At 70.0% G+C, this 22,235-nt stretch carries 15 protein-coding genes; 6 read left to right on the plus strand and 9 right to left on the minus strand.

The window, feature by feature from the left end:
- Positions 1–89 precede the first annotated feature (89 nt).
- The 4 genes from OV208_RS15620 to OV208_RS15635 all read right to left on the minus strand — a co-directional run bounded on the left by OV208_RS15620 (position 90) and on the right by OV208_RS15635 (position 8,638).
- A complete protein-coding gene (locus OV208_RS15620; protein WP_267574636.1) occupies positions 90–5,807 on the minus strand; it encodes a myxosortase-dependent M36 family metallopeptidase in 5,718 nt (1,905 codons plus the stop codon).
- Positions 5,808–6,362: 555 nt separating this feature from the next.
- A complete protein-coding gene (locus tag OV208_RS15625; RefSeq protein WP_267574637.1) occupies positions 6,363–7,529 on the minus strand; it encodes an SDR family oxidoreductase in 1,167 nt (388 codons plus the stop codon).
- Between the two features lie 26 nt (positions 7,530–7,555).
- Entirely contained in the window at positions 7,556–8,152 is a 597-nt protein-coding gene (gene coaE, locus OV208_RS15630; protein WP_267574638.1) for a dephospho-CoA kinase, read from the minus strand.
- A gap of 3 nt (positions 8,153–8,155) precedes the next feature.
- Positions 8,156–8,638, minus strand: coding sequence for a hypothetical protein (locus OV208_RS15635; RefSeq protein WP_267574639.1), 483 nt, complete (start codon positions 8,636–8,638; stop codon positions 8,156–8,158).
- Positions 8,639–8,903: 265 nt separating this feature from the next.
- Between OV208_RS15635 and OV208_RS15640 the strand changes: the two genes are divergently transcribed.
- The 5 genes from OV208_RS15640 to OV208_RS15660 all read left to right on the plus strand — a co-directional run bounded on the left by OV208_RS15640 (position 8,904) and on the right by OV208_RS15660 (position 14,279).
- Complete coding sequence (locus OV208_RS15640; protein ID WP_267574640.1) at positions 8,904–9,287, plus strand: multiheme c-type cytochrome; 384 nt, start codon at positions 8,904–8,906, stop codon at positions 9,285–9,287.
- 7 nt (positions 9,288–9,294) lie between these two features.
- Positions 9,295–9,915, plus strand: coding sequence for a ribosome biogenesis GTP-binding protein YihA/YsxC (gene yihA, locus OV208_RS15645; protein WP_267574641.1), 621 nt, complete (start codon positions 9,295–9,297; stop codon positions 9,913–9,915).
- 39 nt (positions 9,916–9,954) lie between these two features.
- Entirely contained in the window at positions 9,955–11,613 is a 1,659-nt protein-coding gene (locus tag OV208_RS15650) for a DUF6178 family protein (protein ID WP_267574642.1), read from the plus strand.
- A gap of 244 nt (positions 11,614–11,857) precedes the next feature.
- Complete coding sequence (locus tag OV208_RS15655) at positions 11,858–13,141, plus strand: O-antigen ligase family protein (RefSeq protein WP_267574847.1); 1,284 nt, start codon at positions 11,858–11,860, stop codon at positions 13,139–13,141.
- Positions 13,131–14,279: a glycosyltransferase gene (locus OV208_RS15660; protein ID WP_267574643.1), complete on the plus strand. Its 1,149-nt coding sequence runs from the start codon at positions 13,131–13,133 to the stop codon at positions 14,277–14,279. Before OV208_RS15655 ends, OV208_RS15660 begins: the two co-directional genes overlap by 11 nt.
- A gap of 624 nt (positions 14,280–14,903) precedes the next feature.
- Here the strand turns inward: OV208_RS15660 and OV208_RS15665 are convergent.
- Positions 14,904–15,122 (minus strand): hypothetical protein, encoded by a 219-nt coding sequence (locus tag OV208_RS15665; protein ID WP_267574644.1) that lies wholly within the window; start codon positions 15,120–15,122, stop codon positions 14,904–14,906.
- 106 nt (positions 15,123–15,228) lie between these two features.
- Positions 15,229–16,191, minus strand: coding sequence for an ornithine cyclodeaminase family protein (locus OV208_RS15670; RefSeq protein WP_267574645.1), 963 nt, complete (start codon positions 16,189–16,191; stop codon positions 15,229–15,231).
- A gap of 265 nt (positions 16,192–16,456) precedes the next feature.
- On the opposite strand from OV208_RS15670, the gene OV208_RS15675 reads away from it, so the two are divergent.
- Complete coding sequence (locus OV208_RS15675; protein WP_267574646.1) at positions 16,457–19,369, plus strand: serine/threonine-protein kinase; 2,913 nt, start codon at positions 16,457–16,459, stop codon at positions 19,367–19,369.
- A 43-nt stretch (positions 19,370–19,412) separates the two neighbouring features.
- Here OV208_RS15675 and OV208_RS15680 read toward each other — a convergent pair whose 3' ends face one another.
- From OV208_RS15680 to OV208_RS15690, 3 genes are all read right to left on the minus strand, one after another.
- A complete protein-coding gene (locus OV208_RS15680) occupies positions 19,413–20,144 on the minus strand; it encodes a class I SAM-dependent methyltransferase (RefSeq protein WP_267574647.1) in 732 nt (243 codons plus the stop codon).
- A gap of 153 nt (positions 20,145–20,297) precedes the next feature.
- Positions 20,298–21,068 (minus strand): AraC family transcriptional regulator, encoded by a 771-nt coding sequence (locus tag OV208_RS15685; RefSeq protein ID WP_267574648.1) that lies wholly within the window; start codon positions 21,066–21,068, stop codon positions 20,298–20,300.
- An 83-nt stretch (positions 21,069–21,151) separates the two neighbouring features.
- Positions 21,152–22,081, minus strand: a complete 930-nt coding sequence (locus tag OV208_RS15690; protein ID WP_267574649.1) for an NAD(P)/FAD-dependent oxidoreductase — start codon at positions 22,079–22,081, stop codon at positions 21,152–21,154.
- Positions 22,082–22,235: the final 154 nt, after the last annotated feature.

Genomic DNA, 22,235 nt, shown 5'->3' on the forward strand with positions numbered 1-22,235 from the left:
TCCGGTGGAAAGAAGAGAGGGGCGGCTCCCGTGTCGGGAACCGCCCCTCGTTCACTTCAGGGCTTCAGGAGTCCGAAGCCTCAAGTGCCTTACGCCGACTTGCGACGGCGCAGCATGCCCATGGCCGCGAACAGCGCCATCAGCGGAGCCATCCCGCCCACGGAGCCGCCGGCGGACGAGCAACCGCCGCCGTCCTCTTCCTCGAACTTCGGCACGTTGACCTTCACTTCGGCGGTGCTGGTGGCACCGGCCGCGTCCGTCGCCGTCACGGTGAAGGTGTAGGTCTCCGCGGTGTTCTTCTTCGCCGGCGTGAAGCTGGCTTCGGCCGTGTTGGCACCCGTGAGGCTCGCCGCGGAGCCACCCGTCTGCGCCCAGGCGTACGTCAGCGTCTCGTTGTCCGGGTCGGTGGACGTCGAGGCGTCCAGCTTCACCAACTCACCGCCACGCACGCCCGAGATGACCCGGGCCTTGGCGACCGGCGCCTGGTTCACGTTCTTCACCGTCACCGTGTAGACGAACGGACCGGCCGTCGCGCCGTCCGCGTCCTTCGCCACCAGGCTGAAGGCCAGGGCCGTGTCGGCCTGGACCTGCGGCGCGGTGAACGTCAGCTTGGACGTGCCGGCGCCCGTGGTGGCCACCGTGCTGCCGCCGACCTGGGTCCAGGTGAAGGTGAGCGCGTCACCGTCCGGATCCGTGATGCCGGAAGCGTCCAGCTCCACCGCGTCACCCTCGTTCACCGTGATGGTGGCCGGAGCCTCGCCCACCGGGTGACGGTTCGACTTGCGCACCGTGACGTTGACCAGATCCGTGGCGGACTGGCCACCCGCCGTCACCGTGAGGCGGAAGGTGAGCTCCGTGGGGGCATTCACGTCCGGCGTCGTGAAGCTCGCCGAAGCCGTGTCCGCACCCGTCAGGGTCACCGTGTCGCCCGCGGTCTGCTCCCAGTGGAACGAGAGCGCGTCGCCGTCAACGTCCGCACCGGACCCGTTGAGCGTCGCCGAGGCGCGAGAGGCCGCCTCGAAGTCCGCGCCGGCGTTGGCCGTCGGAGCGCGGTCCACGTTCTTCACCGTGACGTTGACCGTGTCCGTGGCGGACTTGCCGGCCGCCGTCACCGTGAGCTTGAAGCTGAGCGTCGTGGTCCCGCTGACGTCCGGCGCCGTGAAGCTCGGCGCGGCCGTCGTGGCACCCGTCAGCGTCACTTCCGTGCCCGCCAGCTGCTCCCACTGGTACGTCAGCGCGTCGCCGTCCGCATCCTCGCCGGAACCGGCCAGCGTGACGTTCGTGCGCTCATCCGCCGTGATGTCGACGCCGGCGTTGGCCGTCGGAGCGCGGTCCACGCCCTTCACCGTCACGATGACCGTGTCCGTGGCGGTCTGGCCGTTCGCCGACGCGGTGAGCGTGAAGGTGAGCGTCGTGGTGGTGGCGACGTCCGGAGCCGTGAAGGTCGGCTTGGCCGCCGTGGTGCTCGACAGGGTCACCGCCGGGCCCGTGGTCTGCGCCCAGAGCAGCGACACCGCGTCGCCGTCCGGATCCGTGCCCGCGCCGTCCAGGGCGGCCTGCGTGCGCGTGTCCACCGTGAAGTCCGCGCCGGCGTTGGCCACCGGGGCACGGTCCACGCTCTTCACCGTCACGGAGACGGCCTTCGACACCGTCGCGGTGCCGTCCGACACGCTCACCGTGAAGGTCAGCTGCGTGTCCGACGTCACGTCAGGGGCCGTGAAGCGGGCCGTGGCCGTGGCCGCGCCCGTCAGCGTCACCTTGGGCGTGCCGCCCGTCTGCGTCCAGGCGAAGGTCAGGTAGCCCTGGTCCACGCGGTCCGCGTCGGTGGAACCGGAGGCATCCAGCGTCACGCCGGTGTCACGCTCGTTCACCGTCGCCGGCGCGGTGATCGCGATGACCGGCGCCTGGTTCACGTCGATGATCTCGATCTCCACCGTCTTCGGGACGCTCGTCTTGCCGGCCGCGTCGGTGACGACGAGCTGGAAGGCGAGGGTGTCCGAGTAGTCCACGTCCGCCTTGAAGCTGGGCGTCGCGGTGTCCGCATCCGTCAGCGTCACGGGCGTGGCGCCACCGGTCTGCGTCCAGGCGTAGGTGAGGGTGTCACCCGAGGCGGCGTCCGGGTCGAAGCTGCCCGAGCCGTTCAGGATGATGTTCGTGCGGGTGAAGACGCCCCCGACGATGGTGCCCTCGGCGACCGCCGTGGGCCCCACGCGGGACGGACCCGGGTTGGCGACCGGGCGGAGGTTGCAGGCGCCCGCGGCGTCCGGCTGCCCCGCCTGCGACGGGAACACGGGCGTCGCGCCCGTGAACGTCACGTCATCCACGTCCAGGCCGTACGCGCCGACCGCCAGGTCAGCGCCCACGCGGAAGCGGAAGCGCACGTTGTACAGCTCCAGGTCCGGGAAGAACGTGCCGAAGTTGATGCTCGCGGACGTGAAGGCCGGGAAGCCCGCGCTCGTCAGGCCCATGGCCGCGCGACCCTCGATGGGGTTACCGCCGCCTTCGGAGATGTAGTGCGTGTAGCCCGGATCCGCGTCCACCACCGGGTACAGATCCCAGGGGTCGATCCAGTCGATGCCGTCGACCGTGAACTCCAGCACCGCGCCGTCGTAGGCCGCGGGCACGGCGGAGTAGTCCTGCTCGAAGGAGTGGCGGTACTTGTAGCTGATGGTGAAGTCTTCCGCCTGCGCCACCGTCATCCAGGGGCTGGTGAGGGTGAGCTCCGACGCCACCTCCGGGTTGTAGCCGTGCGCGAAGCGGTTGGTCACCGTGCCGCCGAGGGTGAAGTCACCCGAGGACGACAGGTTCTCCGACAGCGTCCACGCCGACAGGCCGGACTCGAAGGACTCCGTGTTGCTGATCGACGGCACGTCGTCGTAGTTGACGCGGCCATCGAACGTTACCGTCTTCGCCGCGGCGGGGATCTCCGGGGAGTCGAAGACGATCTTCAGGCCCGCGCGGGCGTTGGCGTTGGACACCGCGGAGAGGTTCACCGGCACGGATACGGTGGCCTGCGCGCCGCGCGACAGCGCGGGGACGGAGATCGTCGTGCCGTTCGGGAAGGCCAGGGTGGCCGTGGTGCTGGAGCTGCTGACCGTGCCCGTGAAGGAGCTCAGTCCGCCGCCGCCCACGTTGCGCACGGTGACCTTGAGGGTCCCCTGCTCGCCGACGTCGAGGACGCCGTCGTGGTCGCAACCCGCCACGCTGTCATCCAGCTTGATGCTGGTGATCTCGATGTTGCCACCCGAGGCGAAGCTCTCCACCACGCCGATGTGGTCGGAGGAGTTGCGGTCCGGCGCCTTGGCGCCGAAGCCCGCGCCGCGCTTGGCGAACGCCGCCACGAAGCGGCTGTAGTCCGCCGGATCCGACGCCAGGGCCACGGCCCACAGCGCGTCACGCGCCTCCAGGTACGTGGGCGCGTTCGGGGTCGCCTTGTAGGCGGCGACCAGGTAGCGCTTCATGCGGTCCTGGGCCTCCTGGAAGGGGTGCGCGTTCAGGAGGCTGGCGTAGGCCTCCCACAGCATGGTCGCCCACACTTCACCGCTGTTGTGGACCTGGCTGTTGGATGCGCCCGTCGCCGCGCCCGCGATCTGGGCGGCCGGCAGCGGCTCCCAGTTGGCGATGTGCTTGAACGTCAGGCTGTTCTTGGCGAAGTCCGTCGAATAGGGGATGCGACGGATGCCGAAGTAGTAGCCGTTGTTCCGGCCACCGCTGGAGGTGTAGCCGGCGTTGGTGTAGACGCCCTGGAAGTTGGCGTTGCCGGGCTTGGTCCGGTCGCTCTCACGCACCTGCATGATCTGCGCGTGGAAGTCGCCCCAGCCCTCGCCCATCGCGCGGCCCTGGTTGTTGACGAGGCCCGCGGCGTTACCGATGAGGCGGTTGCTGATGTAGTGGCCCCACTCGTGGGCGATGATGCCGTTGTCGAGCGTACCGTCGCGATCCAGGTCCGCCGAGCGGCGCATCCTCACCGTGACGGGCCCATTCGCCAGCTCGGTCCTCCACTGGGTGGCGGCCGCCAGGGTGATGGACAGCGTGGGGATGGTCACGGCGGCGTTCGTGCCGCCCAGGCCCGGAGCCTCGCCCGCCGCGTTGTTCGCGACGACCGTGGCGATGGCGCCCGCGTTCTGCGCGTTCAGCGCCTTGGCGGAGAAGTCGCAGGCACCGCGGTCGATGATGGCGATCTTCCCCGTGAAGGTGTCCGCCGGGAAGGCCACGCAGCCGTTGGTGGCGGCCGAGACGACGTCACCCGTCACCTCGAACACCTGCTTGCCGAACGACGCGGAGCCGGAGTCGTAGACGCCCGCGAGCGCCGCCGGAGCCGTCACGCTCAGCTCGGGCACGCCGTTGAACACGTACATCTGCATGCGCGGCGACGCACCGTCGGCCGGCGTGCTCATGTTCGCGTTGTTGCGGCCGCCGAAGTCCTGGCCCTGGGCCTGGATGGGGTCGCCTTCCACGCCGCCACGGCCGAAGTTGAACGACTGGGCGTTGCCAGCGGCCTCGTCGAAGCCGGCGTCGTAGAACCAGTCGTGAAGGAAGTTGTTCACGTAGAACAGGTTCACCACCGCCGCCTTGATCTGCGTCGGGCTGGCGTTGGGCGCCTTGGTCTGGTCGAAGACGTGGCCGAAGGTGTTGGCCCCCGTCGTCTCCGCGCGCAGGTCCGCGCTGCCGGGCGTGAAGCCATCCGGCCCCACGAGGTCCGCGTACGCGTCCACGTTGTTGCCGAGCGTCTGTGACGCGTTGGCCGGCAGCCACGGGTCGTTCTTGGTGAACGGCGAGTTGGCGATGGTGATGTCGTGCTGCGGGCGGTTCAGGGGGATCTGGAAGCCGTCGCGCAGGCCCGTGGGGTGCGGGGTCGCGTCGTTGCCCTGGGGACCGTCCTCCGGGATGTACGGCGAGGTGACGTCCGCCCAGACCTTGTAGGTGAAGGGCGTGCCCGCGGCGTCCGAGGTCAGGTCGTTGCGGAAGAGCACCTTGCCGGTGGTCGCCGACACGACGTAGGCGAAGTACTGGCTGGAGCGCGCCGCCTTCGGGCCGGCGTTGACCTCCACGTACCAGGCGGGCTCGAGCGTGTCGGCCAGGGTGTAGAACACCTGACGGGCACGGGCCGGGATGGTCAGGTCCTGCGCCAGCGACGCCTTCGCGGACGGGGCCAGCTCGAAGAAGGTGTACTCGCCCTGCGTGCCGGTGTTGACGAACGAGGTGGCCTGCGTGCCGGAGCCCGTCAGGTCCTTGAACGCACCGGAGAGGGCATCCGCGGCGCCCAGGCGGAACGACGAAGCGCTGCGGGCCTTCAGGCGCGCGTTGAGCGTCAGGTCGGACGGGGCCAGGTAGCCGCTGACGGCCACCAGGCGCATGTCCTGCGCCATGATGACCTTGATCTCGTTGCGGAAGACCGGGATGCCGCCAACCGTCTGGTTGAAGGTGGCGATGATCGGGCCGGTGCCCGTGTTGTGCACCGCGCGCAGCGTGGCGCCGGAGACGTCATCCCGCGACAGGCGGTAGTTGTCCGCCACCGTCTGCAGGTGCGCGCGCGCCGCGCTCTCCGCCGTCATGCCATTGCGGATGACGGACTTGGACTGCGCGCCATCCTGCGCCGCCCACGCGAACGTGGGAACGCCGAGCCGCTGCTCGGTCTGCTCGACGCGAAGCCCGCGCGATACCGCCGTGTCGGGGTCCACGGCGAGCTGGCGCGACTCCTTCTGCTCCAGGAACGCGTCGAAGTTCGACCGCTCCTTGGCCCACGCGCTGGTACCCGCGATGGGCACCAGCAGCAGGCTGGTCAAAAGCTTTTCCCTGAGACGCATGCGCCTTCCTTCTTGGGGGTGATGAACTGCCGGACGAGGGGACTGCGAGAGACGACGACGGTGGAGTGGAGCGCGCCTGGGGCGGCGGGCTCCCTACGGCTGATGGACCGTGGGTGGACAGCCCAATAGAGAACGCATCCCAACGTCCGGGGTCGCACGGAGGCGACAGCGGGACGTGATGCGGGAAGTCAGGGCGGAGAGGAAGAGCGCGGAGGGCGCGATGCGCTCCTCGGGGCCGGACAGGCGGAACGCCACACCCGCGTCTGGGGTGGCTGATGCGAATTCCGTGTCAACGATTCCTGGCAAAAGCTGCTCTCCAACTCACTGTTCCGAACGCGGTGCTGTTCACCGGATCGGATTCAAGTGGGAGCGCATGCTAACCAGGACACTGGATCGTTGAAAAGAGGGGGGGGCCCTCAACTTTGCGTTAGCAACCCAGTAACAATTGTCAGTCTGGAATAAGCCGCGCCCGAGAGGGAAATCCCCCTGCGGCCGGGCGAGCGTGGTGCCGGGAGCAACGCCGCGCCGTCCCTTGCTTCCGGCGCGCATCCCTGCTCAGCGGCGCGTGCGGGGCGCGGGACTGCTGTCCTCGACGGAGGGCAGGGGCGCGTGGTCGAGCGGATCATCCACGTCCGCGCCCTCGCGCCGCTGCTTGTACTGGTCACGCACGTACGCGACGAGTTGATCCAGATAGGTGGACAGCGGCGGGCAGCGCACGCCGGTGCCGTCGAGCAGCTCCAGCGTGTTGTGGCAATTGTAGATGGCCAGGTGGTTCACGTAGCTGATGGCCGCGCGCTGGGGCCGGGCCAGCTTCTCCAGCAAGGGCAGCCGCAGCATCACGTCCGCGGCGCGCGCGGACAGGTTGAAGCGCGGCAGCTTCTTATGGGACTTCTCCGCGATGAGTTCGTACACGCGCCGCGCGCTCATCGGGTTGGGGTCCACCAGGTGGAACGTGCGGCCCTTCGCGCGCTCATCCCGCGCCAGCCGCCACACCGCCTCCACCACGAAGTCCACCGGCACCACGTTGAGGGGTGCGACGCCGTTGCCCGGCAGGGGCAGCGGCACCACCAGCGGCGACGTGACGAGCAGGATGCCCAGGTAGTAGGGGCCCTCGAAGCGATCAATCTCTCCCGTGCGCGAGTCACCCACCACGCTGGAGGGCCGGAAGATGGTGACGGGGAGGGTGGCGGCCGCGCGCTGCACCAGCCGCTCCGCCTGGAACTTCGTCTCCTCGTAGGCGTTGCGGAAGGACTGGCCGCGATCCAACTCGTCCTCGGCGATGACGCCCACCCGGTCGCCGGACACGTAGCAGGTGGAGAAGTGGCTGAAGCGCGACAGGTTCTCGCAGTCGCGCGCCAGCTCCAGCAGGTTGCGGGTGCCGTCCACGTTCACCCGCCACGCGGTCTCCTTGGGCACGCCCAATTGGGACACCGCCGCCAGGTGGAAGATGTCCGTCACCCGTTCGCACAGGCGCTGGTATTCCTCGCCGGACAGGCCCAGGTGCATGTCCACCGCGTCGCCGGTGAGCAGCTCCACCTTCGCGCCCTGCACCTTCGCCGCGAGCGTCTGGGCCTCCTTGAAGGCCTTGGGCTGCACCAGCGCGTAGATGTGGCCCTTCGGGTCCTCGCGCGCGATGTGCTCCACCAGCCGCTTGCCGATGAAGCCCGGGTAGCCGGTGATGAAGTAGGTGCCTGCGGGACTCTTCCTGGGCGTGGCGCTCATTCGCGGCGCAGCATACCCGCCCGGTGTCAGCCGTGGGCGAGCATCGCCCGCCATACCGCTTCCACCTGGGGACGGGTGGACTCCGGGGCACCACTGTTGTCGATGACCCACGTGGCGTGCGCGCGCTTGTCGTCCAGGGACAGCTGCGCGGACAGCCGCGCCTCCGCCGCCTGAGCGTCCAGCCCGTCGCGCGCCATCAGCCGCGCCTTCTGCACGTCCCGGGGCACCCACACCACGGCCACGCCCTCCATCGCGGTGTGCAGCCCCGTCTCGATGAGGAGCGGGACGTCATACACGGCGTGGGTGATGCCCTCCGCCTCCAGCGCCTGGAGCTTCGTGAGGAACGCGGCGCGCACCTGGGGGTGCACGATGGCGTTGAGGGCGGCGCGTTCAGCGGGGTCCGCGAAGATGTGGGTGGCAAGCCTCACCCGGTCCAGACGGCCGTCGGGGCCCAGCACGCCGGGGAAGCGCTCGGAGATGCGCTGGAGGCCGGGCGTACCGGGCTCCACCACCTCCCGGGCGATGACATCCGCGTCCAGCACGCGCGCGCCCAATTCGCGCAGCATCCGGCTCACGGTGCTCTTGCCGGAGGCGATGCCGCCCGTCAGGCCGAAGACGTGCACGGGTTACTTCGCGGCCTTGGGCGTGGTGAAGACGAAGGATTGCACCGTCTTGCCGTCCTCGTTGAAGAAGATGGCCACGCCCAGCTTCACGTAGAGGAAGTAGGTGCGGAAGTCGTCGGTGAGCTTGCGCAGGTAGCAGGGCGTGGCGGGCGCGGCTCCGGCGGGGCAGGCGGGGCCGTAGCTGTTCTCGATGGTGTCCTTCTCGATGACGGGCGCGGGGAACACGTCGATGCGCTCCACCATCTGCGTGGCCGGGTCCACCTTGAACTGGGCCTGGGTGGTGCCCTTGATGGCCTCCTTGGCGAAGTAGGCCAGAATCTCCTTCCCGTCCTGGGACATGGTCCGGGACGGTTCGCCGAACTTCTTCACGATGTCCTCCTTCTTGGAGGACCCGGGTTCGATGCCCTGCCACGGCTTGGCGGAAGCAGGCAGGGAGACGGCGATGGCTGCGACAACGACAAGGACGAAACTGACGGGGGTCCGCATCTCGACTCCTCCCTAGCGGATCAGGCAGGCGCGCCTCAAGGTCCGTTCCCTAGAAGCAACGCGCGTGTCCACCCGGCATTCAATCACGAATGAGACGCCTTGCCCCCTCCGGGGGGCTCTGCTACGTGCTCAGGCCATGCGTTCTCGTGCCATCCGGGTCTTTTCCGCCCTCCTGCTCGCCGCTTCAGGCGGTCTTGCCGGGGCTGCGGACTTCACGGGTCCCGACAGCTGCAAGGGGTGCCACCCGGAGGCCTACGACGCGTGGATGAAGTCCAAGCACGCCCGGGCCACGGACACGCTGGCGGACGCGCAGAAGAAGGACGCACGCTGCCTGTCCTGCCATGCGCCGGACCAGGCGACGCAGACGCTGACGGCCGTCACCTGCGAGACGTGTCACGGGGGAGGGCAGTACTACTCTCCGTCCTACGTGATGAAGGACCCGGAGCTCGCGCGGCTGGTGGGGTTGGTGGACCCCTCCGAGAAGCAGTGCCGCACCTGCCATGACGCTTCGTCTCCCTCCCTGCGCCCGTTTGATTTCAAGGAAGCGCTGAAGGCCATTGACCACTGGTCCGCCGAACGTGCCCGCAAGCAGCAGACCCGCGCGGACGCGGCCCCCTCCACGCCGGCACCCGCCACGGCGAAGAAGTGACTTCTTCTTGATCAAGATCCTCGAATCCCGCTTTGTCACCACCGCCGTGGAATTGAAGGGCCTGCCCACGGACCACGCCGCGGAGGTCGCCTTCGTCGGCCGCTCCAACGTGGGCAAGTCGTCCATGATCAACGCCCTGACGAACCGGCGCAAGCTGGTGCGCGTGTCCAACACGCCCGGGCGCACCCGCACGCTCAACTTCTTCGACGTGGACCTGGACCGCGACGGCCAGCGCCACACGGTGCGGCTGGCGGACCTGCCCGGCTACGGCTTCGCCAAGGCGAGCAAGGCGGACAAGGCCCAGTGGCAGGAGATGATCACCTCCTACCTGAAGCACCGTCACCGGCTGGAGGTGGTGGTGAGCATCATCGACGCGGAGGTGGGGCCCTCTCCGGAGGACCTGCGCACGCTCGACTACCTCCAGGAGCACAACCGCCGCATCCTCGTGGTGGCCACGAAGATCGACCGGTTGACCAAGGCCCAGCGCAAGCCCCGGCTCACCGCCCTGTGCACGCAACTGGAGCTGCCCCGCGAGGCGCTGATTCCGTTCTCCTCCACCGAAAAGCTGGGCGTGGAAGAGGTGTGGGGCACGCTGCTGGACACCTTCGGCAAGGCCACCCGCGTCTGAGTCTCCCGGGTCCGGGCACGCTGTGGTAGCACCCCCGGCGTGTCCCAGAACAAGACGAACGGTGGTGCTTCGCCCCTCGCTCCCCGCGAGGTGCGTCAGCGGTTGATGCAGCTGTCCCCCCGCAAGCGCGTGGAGGCCCTCTTCGACGCGCAGGACACGGCCGCGCTGGTGCGCTCGCTGCCCGCGGAGGACCTGTACGTCACCATCCAGGAAGTCGGCCTCGCGGACTCGACGGAGCTGGTGCAGCTGGCGTCCCCCGCGCAGTTCCGCACCTTCGTGGACCTGGGCGGATGGGTGAAGGACAAGGTGGACCTGCACGCGGTGCTGACGTGGCTGCGTGCCGCGCGTGGGGATGAACCGGAAGACTTCATGCGCAAGCTGCACGCGGTGGACCTGGAGGTGGTGGAGACACTCCTCAAGGAATTCACCACCGTGTACGACCTGGAAGAGGACCCGGACGCCAACCCCCAGGGCATGGCGGTGGAGACGCCGGAAGGGCGCTACCTCGTCGAAATCAAGCTCGAGGGCGTGGAGATGTCCGCGATGCGCGCCATCGTCAACGACCTCATCGCGGAGAACCCCTTCGAATCCGTGCGTCTCTTCGAAGCGGTGCGCTGGGAGATTCCCTCCGAGCTGGAGGAGACGGCCTTCCAGTTCCGCCGCGCGCGCCTGGCCGACCTGGGCTTCCCCTCGCTGGAGGACGCCCTGGCGCTCTTCAGCCGCGTGGACGTGCCGCCGCGCCCCACGGGAAATGCGGCCCCCGCGCTCACCGCCACCGGCGGGCACCTGGACTACGTGGAGGCGGCCTTCCGCGACCTGTCCGACGTGGAGCGGATGAACGCGGAGGACGAGCTGCGCGAAGTGGCCAACGCGGTGCTCGTCGCGGAGCTGGGCGACCCCGGGGACCTGGACGCCGTGCGCCGCGTGGGCGAATGGGTTCGCGACTACCTGTCGCTGGGCCTGGAGCACCTGACGGGCGGGGACCCGAGCCGGTCGCCGGACGCGCTGCGCGACACGCCCCTGCGCCGCGTCTTCCAGGTGGGCTTCACGCTGACGCTCCAGCTCAAGTACCGCGCGGACCGGCTCTTCAAGCAGGAGTTCATGAAGCTGGACGACGTGCCGCTGGTGCTGCCGGAAGAGGCCGCGGCCCTGGAGGCCCTGCGCCGCAAGCGCCCCCGCCGTGCCCTGCGCGTGCCGGGGGCGGAAGCCGTGCCGTTCCGGTCGCTGCGGGAGGTGGCCGGTTCGGAGGTGCTGCTGGCGCGCGCCGAAGGACAGGTGGTCGCGCTGGGCGCGCTCTTGGGCGGCGCGGAGGCCCCGGCGCACACCGTGCTGGCGCGCTTCGGCGTGTCGCTGGACGTGCTGGGCGTGGAGCGGCTCTGGGCAGCGGGCGTCGCCATGGCCGTCCTGGAGGAGCGCGTGGACGTGCGGCCCGTGCCGCTGGGGCGCACGGTGGAGCTGGGGCAGCGCCTGTTCGAAGGCACCCCGGAAGCGCCCCGCCTGCGCCCGAGCGCGGTGGAGCGCGCGCTGGCCGCGCTGGGCCCGGCGGTGCCGGAGGGCGCCCGGGAGGAATTGCGTCGGGTGGTGAACGTCACGCTGACGCGCCTGCTGTCGGAGCTGGGGACGCCCTGGCTTCGCGAGGGTCGGCTGGACCTGATCGCCTCCGCGGTGCTTCCGATGGAGAGCGCGCCGGTCCCGTAGCTTTTTCAGCCTTGCCCGGCCCATCTGTCCGGGGCGATCTCGCAACCGCCCGTAGATACGGGCTTCTGCCGCCCCCGGTCCCTGGCACGCCTGCTGCTTTGCCCATTGCCCGCTAGCGCACGGCTGGCACGCGGCCAGCACCTTGCTGGCCGTGTGCGCGTGGACCGCTAGCCAACGGCTTTCCAAGAGGGCCAGGGGCACGCGTGTGACGGGACGAGCGACCGACAGCGAAGGGGTGGAGTTCATGGGACCGGGCGCACAGGGGCAGCGTCGCGACGTGCTGGCTTTCTTCCTGCTCGTGGGGTTCGCGGCGGTGATGTACGCGGTGCCGGGTGAGTGGATCCCCGCACTGGCGCCGCTGCGGTTGGCGCTGCTGACGTCGGGCCTTGCGGCCGGACTGATGGTGATGCGGCGGCTGGGCAAGGCGGAGCCGCTCTATTTCGACGGCGCGCGGGGCATCGCGCTCCTGGCGTTCTCGTCGCTGGCGTTCTGTTCGGTGGCGTGGTCCGTCAATCCGGACGTGACGCGCTTCCAGGGCGTGGAGCTGCTGAAGCTCACGGCCATCTACCTGACGCTCGTGAACGTCATCACCACGCCCAAGCGGCTGGCGGCGATGTGCGCGGCCATGGTGGTGGGCGCCATCGTGACGTCCATTGGCGTCATCAACTGGTACATCGTCGGTGAGAACATGGTGGAGGGCTTCCGTTCGCGCTGGGTCGGCGTGTACGCGGACCCCAACCACATGGCCATGAACATGGTCGTCGTGGTGCCGCTCGCGGTGGCGTTCCTCGCGCGCAAGAGCACCCCGTGGTTCTTCCGCGCCCTCTGCGCCCTGGCCGCGGTGCTGTCGGTGGTGGCCATCGTGCTGTCGCACTCGCGCGGTGGTTTCATCGGCCTGTCGGTGGCGATGGCGCTGTGGGCCATCCGCGAGAAGCGCCGCATGCAGGCCATCGTGCTGGGCTCCATCTTCGTGCTGGGCCTGGTGGTCTTCGCGCCCAAGAGCTTCTGGCAGCGCAACGAGACGGTGGCGGCGTTCCACGAGGACGCGTCCGCGATGGGCCGCGTGTACGCGTGGCAGGTGGCCAGCCGCATCAGCCTGGACAAGCCGCTGCTGGGCGTGGGCGCGGGCGGCTTCCGCTACGCGTGGTTCGAATACGCGCCGCCGGAGGCGCACCGCGCCTACGTGGCGCACAACATCTTCCTCGACGTCATCGGCGAGCTGGGCTGGATTGGCCTGCTCTTCTTCCTGGTGTTCGCGGGAGGGTCGGTGGGCGGCGCGGTGGCGGCGTCCTCGGATTCGGAGATGGGGTGGATCGCGCGAGCGCTGTTCGCGTCGGTGGCGGGCTACCTCATCTGTGACTTGTTCTCGGGCTACATCCTGTCCGCGCATTGCTACGTGCTCTTCGGCCTGGCCGCGAGCGCGCACCGCATCGCGCAGGCACGGGAGAGAGCCCTGGCGGTGGGGAGGCAGCCGGCCCTGAATCAGACGCCGGCGGCCACGTGGGAGGGGTCTGGGCATGCGGCGTGAGGAAGCACGGATGGGGCGGGAGCCCCTCCGACTGGTGCAGTTCACCCGGTCGTTCCACATTGGTGGCACCGAAGTGCAGGTGCTGGAGTTGCTGCGCGGCTTGCCGTCCAGCTACCGGTTGCAGGTGTCGGTGTTGGAGGACGCCGGGCCGCTCATCGGTTCGGTGTGGAAGCTGGGCCACGCGCCCGAGGTATTCTCCCTCAAGGGGACGCTCGCGCAGCCCAACACGCTGGTTCAAATCTACCGGCTGTCACGCTGGCTGAAGAAGCACCGCGTGCACCTGGTGCACGTGCACGACTTCTACTCCAGCATCATCGCGGTGCCGGCGGCGAAGCTGGCGGGCGCGAAGGTCATCGTCGGCCGGTTGGATTTGTCCCACTGGCAGGGCAAGGCCCGCCGCCTGCTGCACGCGCAGGTGACGCGCATGGCGGATCACGTCATCGCCAACGCGGAGGCCATCCGCACGCTGCTCGTGGAAGAAGAGGGGCTGCCCCGAAGCCGCGTCTCCGTCATCCACAACGGTCTGGACCTGGTCCGCTTCGATGCGCGAACGAAAGAAGGCCTCAAGGACCCGCTGCCCGAAACGCATGGCATCCCCACCGTCATCCACGTGGCCAACATGAGCCACCCGGTGAAGCGGCAGGAAGATTTGCTCCTCGCGCTTGCCATGCTGCGTCATGAAGGCACCCGGCTGAACGCCTGGTTCGTGGGAGACGGCCCGCGCCGGCCTGGACTGGAGAAGATGGCGCAGGAGCTGGGGGTGGCGGACGGGGTGCACTTCCTCAGGCACCGCACGGACGTTCCGGCCCTCTATGGCCAGGCCACCTTCGGCGTCCTGTGCTCCACGGCGGAAGGCATGTCCAACGCGGTGATGGAGGGCATGGCCGCGGGCCTGCCCATGGTCGTCACGAAGGTGGGCGGCAATCCGGACCTCATCGTGGACGGCGAGCGGGGGCTCCTGGTGGACCCGGAGCGGCCCGCCCAACTCGCCCAGGCCTTCCGACGGCTGCTGGCCAACCCCCAGGAGGCGAAGAAGATGGGCAAGGCCGCCCGGGGCTTCGTCGCCCGCGAGCTGTCCCTGGAGAAGATGGTGCGTCAGCACGACGCCCTGTACCGCCAGGTCGCACATCTGCCCTGAGTCTGGAAACGGCCCTCCAGGGCCGGGAAATGTCAGACCGATCCGGATAATCCGAGCCCGTCCTCAAGCAATTGGGGGCGGGCGCGTTCGTATGGAGGAAGGGTGCTCCCGAAGAGGGTCGCACCTTGTGTGTTTTGGTTATAGATGGGAATAGCTCGTTTTTCGTGGAGATTGATGGAATGTCTGTGGTAATGGCGCCACAGACGTTGCCAGCAGCAAGCGGCGTGACCACCCTGGTGGGCGTTGGATCAGGCGGGGCAGGAATCGCCGCTGACGTGAAGGGGTTTTGAAGGAAGCGGACGTCGAGCGCGGGGCCCGGAAGCACGGGACGCGGGGCGGACGCGGAACATGAAGGTGGCGCGGGGTGGGCCCAAGGCCCTCATCCGTATCCGCCGCGACTTTACGAGGCCCTGCCTGTCGGCACGCGGCCCGGGGCGCTCGCCGGTAAAACTCCAAGGTGCCGGCGAGCGCTCTCTTTTTTGTCCCCCTGCCAGCACGCCCGGCGCCCTGACAGGTCGCACGCGGCGTTCCGATGCTCCAGGTGGGACATGTCACCGGCCTTGGCTCCGCGGCCCGCGGCAACCTCTTCCGAGGTGCCAGCGGGCGCTCCGCCTGACCGCCGTGCTACTTCAGGTTTCCAATCACCTGGATGGTGGTGTCGCTCTTGAGCAGGTTGGAGACGTAGGCGACGGTCTCCTGCTGCTTCTGGAGCATGATCTGGGCTTCGGCGCGGGTGCGGTCGTCGCCGGTGAGGCCCTGGAGCATCCGCTGCTCCACCGTGTTCAGGCGCTGGTGGGTGTTCATCGCGTCCATCGGCGCCGATTTCGGAATGTTCAAGCCCATGCGAGCCTCCTGTCCTGGGCCGCCCGGCGGAGGACACCTCCGGGCGGAGAAGCGGGTGTAGGAGATTATCGCGAAATCCGGCGGGAGTTGCCCCCTCCCGAAAAAATCAGGCGTCCCCGACGAGGTCGAAGAGCTGACCGACGCCCTTCGCCCGGGCCACGTCGTAGAGCGCGCGGGCCAGGGCCACGTCCTGGACGGCCAGGCCGGTGGAGTCGAAGACGGTGACCTCGTTGCCCGTCCGCCCCGGCTTGCGGCCCGCGACGACCTCGCCCAGGGTGCCGGCGAGCTGCTCCTCCTTGAAGAGGCCGTCGTGCAGGGGCACGTTGACCTCACCGGAGTGGAGCGCCTGGTCCGCGTCGTCGATGAAGACGCGCCCTTCGACGAGCAGGCGCGGATCCAGCTCCTGCTTGCCGGGGGCATCCGCGCCCATGGCGTTGATGTGGGCCCCGGGCTGGACCCATTCGCGGCGGACCACGGGGGCGCGGGCGGGCGTGGCGGAGCAGACGATGTCCGCGCCGGAGGCCTCCTGGAGGCTCACCACGCGGCCGCCCTTCTCCTTCTGGAGGGCCTGGGCGGCGGCGTCGGACACGTCCGCCATGAGCAGCTCCAGGTCCCCGAAGAGGGCGCGGTGCGCGTCGATGAGCACCCGCGCCTGCACGCCACAGCCCACGAGGCCCAGCGTGCGGGGCTGCTTCTTCGCCAGGTACTTGGACGCGATGCCGCCCGCGGCGCCGGTGCGCCACGCGGTGAGCAGGGTGCCGTCCAGGATGGCCAGCGGTGACGCGGTGTCCGGGTCGCTGAGGATGTAGACGGCGCGCACGGTGGGCAGGCCGTGCTTCTGGGGATTGCGGGGATGGGCGTTGACCCACTTCACGCCCGCGGCGCCGTCCAGGAACGCCGGCATGGCGCGGAAGTCGCCGTCGTACTTCGGCAGGGACAGGTACACCTTGGGGGGCATGAGCGCGTCGCCACGGCCATGGGCCAGGAAGGCGCGCTCCACGGCTTCCAGTCCAAGTTCGACGGTGTAGAGGCCGCGCAGCTCTTTCGCACTGAGGAGGAGGGTGGGCATGCCTGCCGCTATACCCAACCGCGAGCGCCCGCGCACGCGCCCTGTCGCCCCTTCCCCAAGGGCCGACACTTCGCGGCGCGGGGACGGGGCGGTGCCATCTGGGGGGCGCGGGATGGCTGGGATTGGCTTGCTTCTCAATCACTGCTCACGAGGAACGGGTGACGCCAGACGCCACGCCGCGTTGAGCGCGGGACGCCCGCCCGGACGCTGACCGTTCTGGCGGGGAAATCTGGAAAAGGACGGATGGCACTAGGATGCCCGGCCGATGACCACCTCACGGCACCTCCCGGACACCGGGCCGTCCTCCCCGCCGAACACCGGCCGTCCCACGGGCGATGGCGGAGGCCTGTCGGAGCGGCCGCTTCATGCGACGCGGGTGGGGCGCTACGTGCTGCTCGCGCGGCTGGGGCGCGGTGGCATGGGCGAGGTGTTCGAGGCGTTCGATCCAGAGCTTCGGCGCACCGTCGCCATCAAGCTGCTGCACGAGCGCCGCCTCCCCGACGAGGAAGAGGACGCTCGCGCGCTGCGGCTGGTGCGCGAGGCGCAGGCCATGGCGCGCCTGTCGCATCCGAACGTGCTCACCGTGCACGACGTGGGGACGCACGACGGCCGGGTGTTCATCGCGATGGCCCGTGTGGAAGGCGGCACGTTGCGGCAGTGGTTGCGGGAAGGGCCGCACTCGCGACACCAGGTGCTGTCCGTGTGCCGGGCCATGGGCCGGGGGCTCGCGGCGGCGCACGCGGCGGGGCTGGTCCACCGCGACTTCAAGCCGGACAACGTGCTGCTCGGACGCGAGGGTGGTGTCTGGGTGACGGACTTCGGCATCGCGTCGGATGCGAACGCGGAGGCCGGGCCCGGCGTGCCGGTGACGGCGCTGCTCGAAGCTCCCACCGATGCGCGGCTCACGGCGACTGGCGCGCTGGTGGGGACGCCCGCGTACATGGCCCCGGAGCAGTACGCGGGCCGGGGGCCGGACGCGCGCGCGGATCAGTTCAGCTATTGCGTGTCCGTCTACGAAGCCCTCACCGGCCAGCGCCCTTTCGAGGAGGGGACGCTGCGGCGCATGGCGGTGACGCTGCTGGATTCGCAGCGAGCGCCCCAGAGCGCCGTGACGCCCCGGGTGGAGCTGGAGCCGCCCGCGCATCCGTCCCTTCCGGGCTGGGTGCACCGCGTGCTCACGCAGGGGCTGGCGGTGGCGCCCGAGCAGCGCTTCGCGACGATGGAGGCCCTGTTGGAGGCGCTGGAGCACGACCCGGAGGCCGGGCGGCGGAAGCTCGCGGGCCGGTCGCTGGCGGTGGCGGCCGGGCTGATGCTGGGGGTGGGGGTGGCGTGGGTGCGTCCCACGCCGTGCAGCGGGGCGCCCGCGCTGTTCGCCCAGGTGTGGGGATCCTCGCAGAAGGCGGCGGTGGCGGAGGCCTTCGAACGCAGCGGCGCGACGGACGCGGAGGGCGCCTTCGACCGGGTGTCGGGGGCCATGGATGCGTATGCGACGCAGTGGAGCCGGATGCACCGGCAGGCGTGCGAGGCCACGCGCGTGACGGGGGAACAGCCGGAGGCGCACCTGGCGCTGCGCATGGCGTGCCTGGACCGGCGCCTGCGGTCGGTGGACGCGCTGGGCACGGAGCTGGCGCACGCGGACGCGGAGCTGGTGCAGCGCAGCGCGGAGGCGGTGGACGCGCTCCGGGGCGTGTCCGGGTGCGCGAACGTGGAGGCGCTCTCCGCGGCGGTGCCCCCGCCGGAGGATGCGGCGGCCCGGGCCCGAGTGGAGGTGGTGCGCAAGGAGGTGACGCACGCGCAGGCGCTGCTCGACGCGGGCCGGTACGCGCAGGCGCTGCCCGTGGCCAGGGCGGCGGTCGACGCGGCGCGCGCCACGCACTACCGCCCGCTGGAGGCCGAAGCGCTGCACGTGCTGGGCTGGGCCCACCACCGCATGAGCCAGTCGCGTGAGGCGATGGCCACGTGGCACGACGCCATGGCCGCCGCCACGGCAGGCCGCCACGACGAGGTGGCGCTCCAGGTGGCCACGGAGCTGGTGCTCGGGTTGAGCGAGGCCCCCGAGTGGTTCCCGGAGGCGCACCTGTGGAGCGCGCAGGCGCACGCGTTGATTGAGCGGCTGGGTTCCGCGCCCGACCTGGAGGGGCGTCTGGCCAACCACGAGGGCATCCTCGCGCTGAGTGAGGATTCGCTCGACGCGGCTGCGGAGCACTACGCGCGGGCCCTGGCGCTGCGGGAGCGGACGCTGGGCACGCGTCACGTGGACACCGCGAAGGTCTACAACAACCTGGGCATGGTGCTGCTGCGGCAAGGAAAGCAGGCGGAGGCCACGGCCCTGTACCAGAAGGCGCTCGCCATCTACGAGGAGCGGCTGGGCCCCACGCACCCGCTGCTCGCGGGCACGCTCACCAACCTGGGCTTCGCGGAACAGGAGGCGGGACACCTGCCGCAGGCGCTCCAGTGGTTGCAGCGCGCGTACACGCTGCGCCAGCAGACGCTGGGGCCGCTCAATTCACAGACACTGCTGTTGCTCCACGACCTGGCGCTCGTGCAGGAGTCGTTGGGCGCGCCGGACCGGGCGCTCGCGCTGCATCGGGAGGCACTGGAAGGCATGCGGCAGGGGTTCGGCGCGGAGAGCCGTGAGGCCATTGATTCGCTCAAGGCCCTGGCGGGCGCGGAGGAGCGCTTGGAGCGGGACGCGGATGCGCTCGCGCACTTCCAGGAAGGCCTGGCGCTCCAGCGCAAGGTGCTGCCGCCGGAGGAGTTCGCGGTGGACACGCTGGGGGAGGATGTGGGGCGGCTGCTCGTGGCGCAGGGCCGGCCGAAGGAGGCGGTGCCCCTGTTGCGCGAGGCGCTGGCGTCGAAGGCGCGTTCGCTGGGCGCGGAGCATGCTCGGACCGTCCACAGCCGCACGGCGCTGGGGCTGGCGTACTTCCAACTGGGGCAGGGCGATGCCGCGCGAGAACTGCTGGAGATGTCGGAGCGGGTGCTGGCCCCGCTGGGCTGGAATCCGACGGACGCGGCGATGACGCACTTCGCGCTCGCGCAGGCGCTCTGGAGTCACCCTGCGGAACAGGCACGGGCGCGGACGTTGGCGCAGAAGGCGGTCGACGGCTTCACGCAGGGCGGAGCCATGACCCGGCGCGAACTGGCGCAGGTGAAGCAGTGGCTCGCGAGCCGGTAGGGGAGGCACCTCGGGCAGAGCCACGAGGTGCCTCGGGACGGCTTCACCCAGACGTCCTCAGTGGAGGCACTTCCGGGGAGTGCACCAGGAAGGCCTTGAACTGTAGCGAGGCGAAGAGCTGACGCGGCTGCTCCGTCAGTCCGGCCTCGCGCAGCAGTGCGAAGAACGCTTCATCGGAAGCGGGAATCTCAAGACTCGCGAGCTCCTTGCGCCGCCGCGCGAGCTTTTCGGGAGGGACTCCAGACACGCGCAACTGCTCTTCTTCCACGGCCAGGAGGACGGGGTCGTTCCCAACGGACTCTCCGATGATGAAGGGCGCCCCGGGCTTGAGCCGACGCACCACTTCACGCAGGAGTTCCAGGCGCGTTTGGGCTCCCGTCACGTGGTGGAGGACACCCACCATCTGGGCCCCGTCGAAAGGGGCGCTGGTGGGCAGGTCGTGAAGCGCCCCTTCGTGCAATCGCATCCGCTCGCCCATTCCCGTGCTGCTCAATCGCTCACGGGCCACGGCGAGCATGTGCGGTGAGGTGTCCGTCCCGGTGAAGCGCCACGTGGGCCTTCCATACCGGGAATAGGGCAGCAGCTCCTGCGCGGTTCCCACGCCCACGCAGAGGATCGAGGCGGAGTCGTTCCCTCTCAACACGGATGTCATCGTCGCCGCGATGAGTTCCTGCATGGCGTGGTATCCGGGCAGCGAGGTCGCCGTGCCCGCGTCGTAGCGGGCGGCGTGCTCCGCCCCGAAATGATGTTCGTGATGAGGCGCGTGTGAGTGCATGGGAACTCCGTCGGGCCGGGGGAGGAGAACCGGCGCGTTGATGTGAAAGATACGCTTCGGATTCTTCGCCGCCAGAGCGGCCCTTCACGTCGAATCGGCGGCGCTTCCGGTGTCGTGGCGGGGGGCAGGTGACGCCCGCCGCGACATGGCTTTTCAGGCTGCTTCGCCCGCGCGCCGCCACCGCGCGGGTGTCTGTCCATGCACGCGGCGGAACTGGCGGATGAAATGCGTGACGTCCGCGTAGCCCACCTGCCGCGCGATGGTGTCCATGGGGGCGTCGGTGCCGCGAAGGCGGCGGCGGGCCTCGGCCATCCGCTGCGCGAGGATCCACTCGCCCACGGTGCGCCCCGTCTCACTGCGCACCATGGTGGCCACGTGCGCTGGCGTGCGTGCCACGGCCCGAGCGACGTCGGACAACGACAGGGGCTGGAGCGCGCTCTTCTCCACGAAGGCGAGTGCCTGGCGCGAGAGGCTCGAGGCTTCGGTGCCCGAGCGCAGGGTGGAGGCGCTGGCACGCACGAGCTCCACGAGCACCAGTCGCAGGAGCGAGGCGAACGCCTCCTCCCGTCCCTCCTCGCTCCCCTCGCATTCCTCTTCGAGCGCCTGCATCCACTGTTCGAGGCGGCGGTGCTGCGCTGACGTGGGCCGCAGCACGGGGTGGCACCCGCCGCGCACCTGCGAGAAGAGGCGCGTGGAGGATTCCGCCTGCTCGGGCCAGAAGGTCAGGGCCCAGCCCGTGGCCTGCTCGAAGTGCGCCTCCGCGTGTGAATCTCCTGGCGGAATGAGGTGCACGTCCCCTGGCCGTAGCTCCAGCGCGCCCGCATGCCGCACCCGCGAGCGGCCCCCGGTGAGCAGGACGATCACTGCGTAGGGGTGCGCCCGCTTGCCGCCCGGACGCGCCCTGCCGTGGAGCCCCTGATGCATGTGACGCTCGAGGCGGGAGATGAAGAGGGGAGCGCGACCCTGCTGGAAGGCCACGAGGCCTGGAGGGCTGGGCGCATGGCTCGTCACGGGTGGGGAGGCTCCGCGTGGATGTTGAGGTCGTGCACCATCGTCCACCCCGTCAGCGCGCCCTGATACGCCGCCCCGATGGCGGTCTGCACGGGCGTCGTCACGTCCCCCGCCGCGAAGAGGCCCGGAATGGACGTCTCGCATTGGGGACTGACGCGAACATAACCCGCGTCATCGAGCGCGAGGCCGAGCGTGCGCACGAGCGCCGGCAGGTGCTGCTTCGGCTTGAGGAAGAGCGCGTCGAGCGGCACCGCCGTCCCGTCCATGCGCTGGGCTCCGCGCAGGACGCCATCCGTCTCCACGACGAGGCGCTCCAGCGGCCCCGTCTCCAGCCGCACGCCCGCGGCGGCCAGTCGCTCCCTCGCTTCGGGAGGGAGGGCCCATGCGCCGCGAGTCAAGGCGGTGACGTTCCGGGTCCAGCCGGTGAGCATGATGGCGAAATCGACGAGGGGGACGGAGTCGAGCAGCACGCCCCAGGCCTTTCCACGGATCTCCCAGCCGTGGCAGTGGGGGCACTGGAAGGCGCTGCGGCCCCAGGCTTCGCCCATGCCGGGCAGCGCGGGGGGCTCATCCACGGCGCCCAGGGCGAGCAGGACGCGCCGTGCACGCACCTGCGCGCCACCTTCGAGCATCACGTGGAAGCCGTCCTTCGGGCTCAGGGGCGTCACGGCCACCACCTGCTCCTCGCGGAAGGTGACGTCGTAGGGAGCGAGCTGCTCACGGCCGATGCGCCGGAACTCCTCGGGCGGTGTGCCGTCGCGGGTGACGAAGCCATGGATGTGCGTGGCCGCCGCGTTCCGCCGGGCCCCCGCGTCGCACAGCCACACCCGCTTGCACGCCCGCCCCAGCACGAGCGCCGCGCTCAAGCCCGCGGGCCCGCCGCCCACCACCACCACGTCCACCGTATCCATCTCTCGCTGTTCCATGCCGGAACGCTAAAGACGGGCCGACAGCATCCCCATGGCGGCGCATGGGAAAAAATCGGCGTCCCTTGGGGGGCGGGTGGGTGTGCCGCAAGCATCGCGCAGGCCCGCAGGTGCCACCGCGTCGCTGAAGTCGCCGGAGCAGAACAGCAGGGCG

The sequence above is a fragment of the Corallococcus sp. bb12-1 genome, from assembly GCF_026626765.1.
GTDB classification, from domain to species: Bacteria; Myxococcota; Myxococcia; order Myxococcales; family Myxococcaceae; genus Corallococcus; species Corallococcus terminator.

Coding starts and splice junctions, on each gene's coding strand:
- OV208_RS15620 (WP_267574636.1), bottom strand. CDS start 5,807: ATGCGTCTCAGGGAAAAGCTTTTGACCAGCCTGCTGCTGGTGCCCATC.
- OV208_RS15625 (WP_267574637.1), bottom strand. CDS start 7,529: ATGAGCGCCACGCCCAGGAAGAGTCCCGCAGGCACCTACTTCATCACC.
- OV208_RS15635 (WP_267574639.1), bottom strand. CDS start 8,638: ATGCGGACCCCCGTCAGTTTCGTCCTTGTCGTTGTCGCAGCCATCGCC.
- OV208_RS15640 (WP_267574640.1), top strand. CDS start 8,904: ATGAAGTCCAAGCACGCCCGGGCCACGGACACGCTGGCGGACGCGCAG.
- OV208_RS15655 (WP_267574847.1), top strand. CDS start 11,858: ATGGGACCGGGCGCACAGGGGCAGCGTCGCGACGTGCTGGCTTTCTTC.
- OV208_RS15660 (WP_267574643.1), top strand. CDS start 13,131: ATGCGGCGTGAGGAAGCACGGATGGGGCGGGAGCCCCTCCGACTGGTG.
- OV208_RS15665 (WP_267574644.1), bottom strand. CDS start 15,122: ATGGGCTTGAACATTCCGAAATCGGCGCCGATGGACGCGATGAACACC.
- OV208_RS15670 (WP_267574645.1), bottom strand. CDS start 16,191: ATGCCCACCCTCCTCCTCAGTGCGAAAGAGCTGCGCGGCCTCTACACC.
- OV208_RS15675 (WP_267574646.1), top strand. CDS start 16,457: ATGACCACCTCACGGCACCTCCCGGACACCGGGCCGTCCTCCCCGCCG.
- OV208_RS15680 (WP_267574647.1), bottom strand. CDS start 20,144: ATGCACTCACACGCGCCTCATCACGAACATCATTTCGGGGCGGAGCAC.
- OV208_RS15685 (WP_267574648.1), bottom strand. CDS start 21,068: ATGCATCAGGGGCTCCACGGCAGGGCGCGTCCGGGCGGCAAGCGGGCG.
- OV208_RS15690 (WP_267574649.1), bottom strand. CDS start 22,081: ATGGAACAGCGAGAGATGGATACGGTGGACGTGGTGGTGGTGGGCGGC.